The sequence below is a fragment of the Oceanotoga sp. genome (genome assembly GCF_030445905.1).
Classification (GTDB): Bacteria; Thermotogota; Thermotogae; order Petrotogales; family Petrotogaceae; genus Oceanotoga; species Oceanotoga teriensis.
Map to the genome: position 1 here is coordinate 1 of NZ_JASUSU010000082.1, position 5381 is coordinate 5381.

The 5381-nt window shown below is 24.0% G+C and carries 7 protein-coding genes; 4 read left to right on the top strand and 3 right to left on the bottom strand.

Translation table 11 applies throughout. The features are described from left to right. Positions 1-229: 229 nt before the first annotated feature. From PWP28_RS13695 to PWP28_RS13710, 4 genes are all read left to right on the top strand, one after another. Positions 230-382 carry a hypothetical protein gene (locus tag PWP28_RS13695; protein WP_158274843.1) on the top strand — a complete coding sequence of 51 codons (153 nt, stop codon included), beginning with the start codon at positions 230-232 and terminating at the stop codon, positions 380-382. 83 nt (positions 383-465) lie between these two features. Continuing rightward, a complete protein-coding gene (locus PWP28_RS13700) occupies positions 466-1035 on the top strand; it encodes a hypothetical protein (protein ID WP_146192161.1) in 570 nt (189 codons plus the stop codon). A gap of 200 nt (positions 1036-1235) precedes the next feature. Continuing rightward, positions 1236-1538 carry a histidine kinase N-terminal 7TM domain-containing protein gene (locus PWP28_RS13705; RefSeq protein ID WP_308645007.1) on the top strand — a complete coding sequence of 101 codons (303 nt, stop codon included), beginning with the start codon at positions 1236-1238 and terminating at the stop codon, positions 1536-1538. Between the two features lie 14 nt (positions 1539-1552). Next, positions 1553-2776: a diguanylate cyclase gene (locus PWP28_RS13710; protein WP_308645008.1), complete on the top strand. Its 1224-nt coding sequence runs from the start codon at positions 1553-1555 to the stop codon at positions 2774-2776. 48 nt (positions 2777-2824) lie between these two features. Here the strand turns inward: PWP28_RS13710 and PWP28_RS13715 are convergent, their stop codons facing one another. The 3 genes from PWP28_RS13715 to PWP28_RS13725 are packed head-to-tail and all read right to left on the bottom strand — an operon-like array spanning position 2825 to position 5278. Beyond that, complete coding sequence (locus PWP28_RS13715) at positions 2825-3463, bottom strand: methionine ABC transporter permease (protein WP_308645009.1); 639 nt, start codon at positions 3461-3463, stop codon at positions 2825-2827. Continuing rightward, a complete protein-coding gene (locus PWP28_RS13720) occupies positions 3460-4458 on the bottom strand; it encodes a methionine ABC transporter ATP-binding protein (protein ID WP_308645010.1) in 999 nt (332 codons plus the stop codon). The genes PWP28_RS13715 and PWP28_RS13720 overlap by 4 nt, the downstream gene beginning before the upstream one ends. Positions 4459-4471: 13 nt before the next feature. Continuing rightward, complete coding sequence (locus tag PWP28_RS13725; protein WP_109604927.1) at positions 4472-5278, bottom strand: MetQ/NlpA family ABC transporter substrate-binding protein; 807 nt, start codon at positions 5276-5278, stop codon at positions 4472-4474. Between the last annotated feature and the right edge of the window lie 103 nt (positions 5279-5381).

The following is a 5381-nucleotide window of genomic DNA, read 5'->3' on the forward strand; positions in this document are numbered from 1 at the left end:
TTATTCCTTTTTTTACTTGTTTTTATTTTTGTTGCTTTTCATTTACTTGTTTTTTATTTCATATCCCTTTTTTATTGCTCTATTTTTCAAGTCACTATACTATTATATACTTTTTAGATTTAAAAAAGAAATTAATTAAATTAAGATATAAATTAGTTATTAGTAAAAATGATACAATTATATTGAAACTAAATATTCATTAATGATGAAATAAAAAAGGTGATTATTCATGAACATTAATTTTAAAGATTATGTTAGAGAAATGGATTTAATACCAAAATATATTTATTTTAGGGATATTGAAAATATTCCTAAAGATTCTTCTGTCATGAAAGAATTAAGAAAAAATTTATTAATGCATTTTCATATAAAAAAATTATAAATTTACAATTAGAAGATGGTTCTTGGGGAAATTTTCATAGCTTAAGCATTTCTTTTAATAATAATTATAATGTTGAAAGTGCATTGAGAAGACTTTTAATTCTCGGGCTTGATTTGGATGATGAACCGATTTATAGATGTTTTAATTATCTCATAGGTTTTTTAAAGAATGAACATGAATTAAGAGATAGAAAAGAAAAAAAACATGATTGGAATTTATTGATGAAATTATTTGTTTCAACTTGGATAGAAATTTTAGATCCCAATAATTACTTTACAAAAAATATTGTTGATAATTGGGTAAATATAATAACAGAAACTTTTAAAAATGGATATTATGATGAAAAAAAATATTTAAAAATTTATAAAGAAATTTTAAATCCAGAAGATAAAAAGTGTATATGGGGATTAAAAAACTTTTATGTAGTATCTTTAATGGCAGAAAAATTAAATCCTGAAATTGAATTTTATTTTCTTGAATATATTTTTAATTCTAATGATGGAATATATTATATTTATGATGATAATTTAAATGAATTTCCCATCGATTTTAAATCTAAGAAAGCTAGTAGACTTATATATGCGTATGAAATTCTTTCAAAATATTCTGGAATAAAGAGTAGGGTTAAAAATTTTAAAAATTGGATATATTAAAATTTAGAGGAAAATTTTTGGGATTTAGGTAAAATAAACCGTGATTTGATACATTTTCCCCTCTCGGATTCTTGGCGAAAAAATTTGAATAGAAAAATAGATAGTACTTTAAGAATTTTAAATCTTATGAATAAAATTTAAGTGTATAATTTGTTTGTAAGAATTAAACTTTAAATTTGATATTTGATATGAGGTGTATTATGGTTTTTCTTAGAATTATAAGTTTTTATCTTTTTGTCGCGGTTTTGATAACTTCTTTTCTTTTGTCTATAACATATTCAAAGGGAAAAAGGGGAGATCTTAAAAGTTTTTTTATGCTTTCTTTAAGTTTAGATATATATATGCTTGGGTATTTGATGGAACTCAATAGTAAAAATATTTCAGATATGATATTTTGGAATCAGATTCAATATATTGGTATACCATTTTTTCCAGCTTTTTGGCTTTTAGCTTGTTTAACATACGCAAAGTATAGAATAAGCTTTAAAATATATTTTTTATAATGATAATACCTTTTATGACCTTTTTTATTAGATTGACAAATCAATTTCACAATTTTTATTATAAAGAATTGAGTGTTAGGGCTTTTGATGGTATAGACCTTTTATATATTGAAAAAGGTCCATGGTATTATGTTCAAAGTGCATATATAATTTTTGCAATATTTCTTTCATCCCTTTTGATATGGAGAGTTTATGTTAAAAGAACTTTTGAGGATAAAAAGAGGTTAGAAATAGTTTTTGTTGGAACTTCTATTCCTTATTTAGGGTTATTATTATTGATGCAAAAATTTTGGAATACCGGTATAGATTGGATGGCTTTGTTTTTGCCTATATCATTATTTATAATATCCTATGCTTTTTTGAAATATGATTTTTTAGAAATAAAGACATTTGCAAGAGAAAATATTTTTGAGAATAGTTCTTATGGAATTATTTTGTTGAGTAATGATGATAAAATAGTTGATTATAACATAAAAGGTAAAGATTATGGAAGAATAATAGAGATAATCAAATTAACTTCTGATAAAAAGAAAAATTTTAAAATAGATAAAATAATTTTAAAGTCTTTATCTGAAAATAAAAAAATAAAATTAGATGTTTTACATAACGGAGAAAAAATATTTTTTGAATTGGAGTTTAGAAATTTAACTGGAGATAATGATATATTGATGGGTAAGGTTATCTATATTAAAGATATAACTCAATTTGAATTATTAAATTTAAAATTACAAATTTTAGCAAATATAGATGAATTAAGTGATTTAAAGAATAGAAGAGCTTATATCAAGGAGTCTTTAGACTTATATAAATTTGCTTTTGAGAATAATATGAATTATTCAGTTACAATGATAGATATAGATTTTTTTAAAAAAGTTAATGATTCTTTTGGACATGCCTGTGGAGACTATGTTATTAAAGAGTTTGGACATCTTATGAAAAAATATTTTGATGGAAATGAAATATATGGAAGACTTGGTGGTGAAGAATTTGCCATTACTATTTGCAATGAAGATAGTAATTATATTTATAAAAGAGTAGATGATTTTAGAAAAATTATTGAAAATTATAATTTTAATTTTAAGAATAATAGTTTTAAGATAAGCATAAGTATCGGAATTGCTTTCAATGAAGATTTTGTATATTCTTTTGAAGAACTTTTGAATTATTCTGATAAGCTTTTATATGAGGTTAAAAATTCTGGAAGAAATAAAACATATATAAAAGAGATGAAATTTTAAATTTCATCTCTTTTTAATTATTTTAAAACTTTAATTTATCTATATTTTTTATTTTCTTAAAGAGTTAGAAATTTTAGTACCAGCTATTTGTATTATTTGAGTTAATATTATCAGTATAATAACATCAGCAAGAAGAACATCGGCTCTAAATCTTTGATAACCATAATTTATTGCCATTGAGCCAAGTCCACCAGCTCCAACTGTTCCCGCAATAGCTGTATAAGTTATAAGGTTTATTAGCATTAAAGTAATATTTGAGATTGTTTCTGCAGCTGTTTCAGGTATTAATATTTTTGTTATAAATTGTGAGTTTGTTAATCCCATAGATATAGATGTATCCCATAATCCAGAGGTTAAGTTATTAAATGAATTTTCAGAAAGTCTTGCCATAAAAGGAATAGCTGCGATAGATAAAGATACTATAGCATAATTAGGCCCTATTATAGTTCCTATTAGTAACTTTGCCAGAGGAATTAAAAGTATTATCAAAATTATAAACGGTATAGATCTTATTATATTAACTATTGCATCTAATATTCCATAGGTTATTTTTGATATTTTTTTATCACTTTTTGAGAGTATATATAATGCTATTCCTAGTGGTAACCCTACAATTACAGCGATTAATCCAGAAATGAATGTCATATATAAAGTTTCTAATGTTGCTGTTAATAATTCATTTATCATTGCAACACCTCCAAACTATAAACTTTGGAGTCTAATTCTTTTATAAAATCATTGATTTTTCCATTTTCTGATTCAACATTTATAATTAAAGTTCCATAAGGATTATCTTTTAAATGTTCTATTTTTCCATAGAGAATATTTACTTTCACATCATATTTTTTAGATACTTCATCAAGGACAGCTTCATGAGTATGTTTTCCCCAGAAAACTATTTTTAATAATTTTATGGTTTCTTTACTGGAAAGCTGTTTAGCCCTTGACCAATCGATATTAATTTCTTGATAAAATTCTTTAAATATTTCATTTTCTTTTTCTACAAATAGTTCATGTACAGGTCCAAAAAATTCAACAGATCCATTTTTAAGATATACAACTTTATCGCATATTTTTTTTATGACATCCATTTCATGAGTTACTATTATTATAGACAAGTTGAATCTTTTATTTATATCTAATATTAAATCTAAAATTTTTTGTGTTGTCTGAGGATCAAGAGCAGAAGTTGGTTCATCTAGGAGAAGTATTTCAGGATTATTTATCATTCCCCTTGCTATTGCTGTTCTTTGTTTTTCTCCGCCAGATAATTGAGAAGGATATGAATTTTTTTTATGTGATAGATTAACTTCTTCAAGTATTTTATCAACTTTTTTTTCTATTTCTTTTATATCTTTTTTTTCTATTTCAAGTGGTAAAGCTATGTTATCAAAAACATTTCTTGTGGATAATAAATTAAAATGTTGAAAAACAATACTTATTTTTTTTCTGAGATTTCTTAAGTCTTTTTTATCTACAGTAGTTATATCTATTTCATCAAGAAATATGTTGCCAGAAGTAGGTCTTTGTAAAAGATTTAAAGTTCTCAATAAAGAGGATTTTCCTGCTCCAGATAAACCTATTATTCCGAATATTTCTCCGTTTTTTACTTCGAAATTTATATCTTTTAATACATGGTTTTTGTTTTCATAGACTAAATTTAAGTCTTTTACTTTTAACAATTTAAACCCTCCATTAGAATACAGGAACTACTGCTCCATTATATTTTTCTAATATATATTTTTTAGTTTTTTCAGAAGTCAATACTTCTATTAAAGCATTTACGAGTTTATCATCTTTTTTGTTTTCTTTTATTGCTATTATATTTGCATAAGGTGAATTAGAATCTTCAATATAAATAGCATCGTTTAAAGGATTTAGTCCAGCTTCTATTGCATAATTAGTATTGATTATGGCTCCTGCAATACTTTCATCTTCCTTATAAGTTCTTGGTAAAAAAGCAGCATCCATTTCTTTGAATTTTAAATTCAAAGGGTTTTTATCAATATCTCTTATAGTAGCTATTAATTTGTCATCTGTTTTTAAAGTTATTAAATTGTTTTGTTCTAATAATAATAAAGCTCTTCCTTCATTAGTTGAGTCGTTTGGTAATATAATAAGATCATTTTCTTTTATATCTTTTTTTGTATAAAATCCCATAGGTTCAACATGAATTTTTGAAATTGAAATAAGATCTTCTAAATTATTTTTTTCTGAAAATGTTTTTAAATAAGGTTCGTGTTGAAAAAAATTGGCATCTATAGATCCATCTTCGAGTGCGAGATTTGGTTGAACATAATCTGTAAATTCTATAATCTTTAAATCTACGCCCGTTTTAGCTTTAAAATCATCAGCTACAAAATTTAAAATTTCAGTGTGTGGAACGGGAGTTGCACCAATTTTAAATGCCTTATCTTTTGAAGTACCGTTAACAGTCAAAAATACTATCACCAAAACAACAATTGCAACTAAAACACCTATTAAAACTTTTCCCTTTTTCATAAAAACACCTCCCTCTATAAAATACGCTTAAGTGAATATTTCATGATAATTCATAGAAATTAAAAAAAACAAAAAAATATAAAAGATAATAAATAATGAAAGA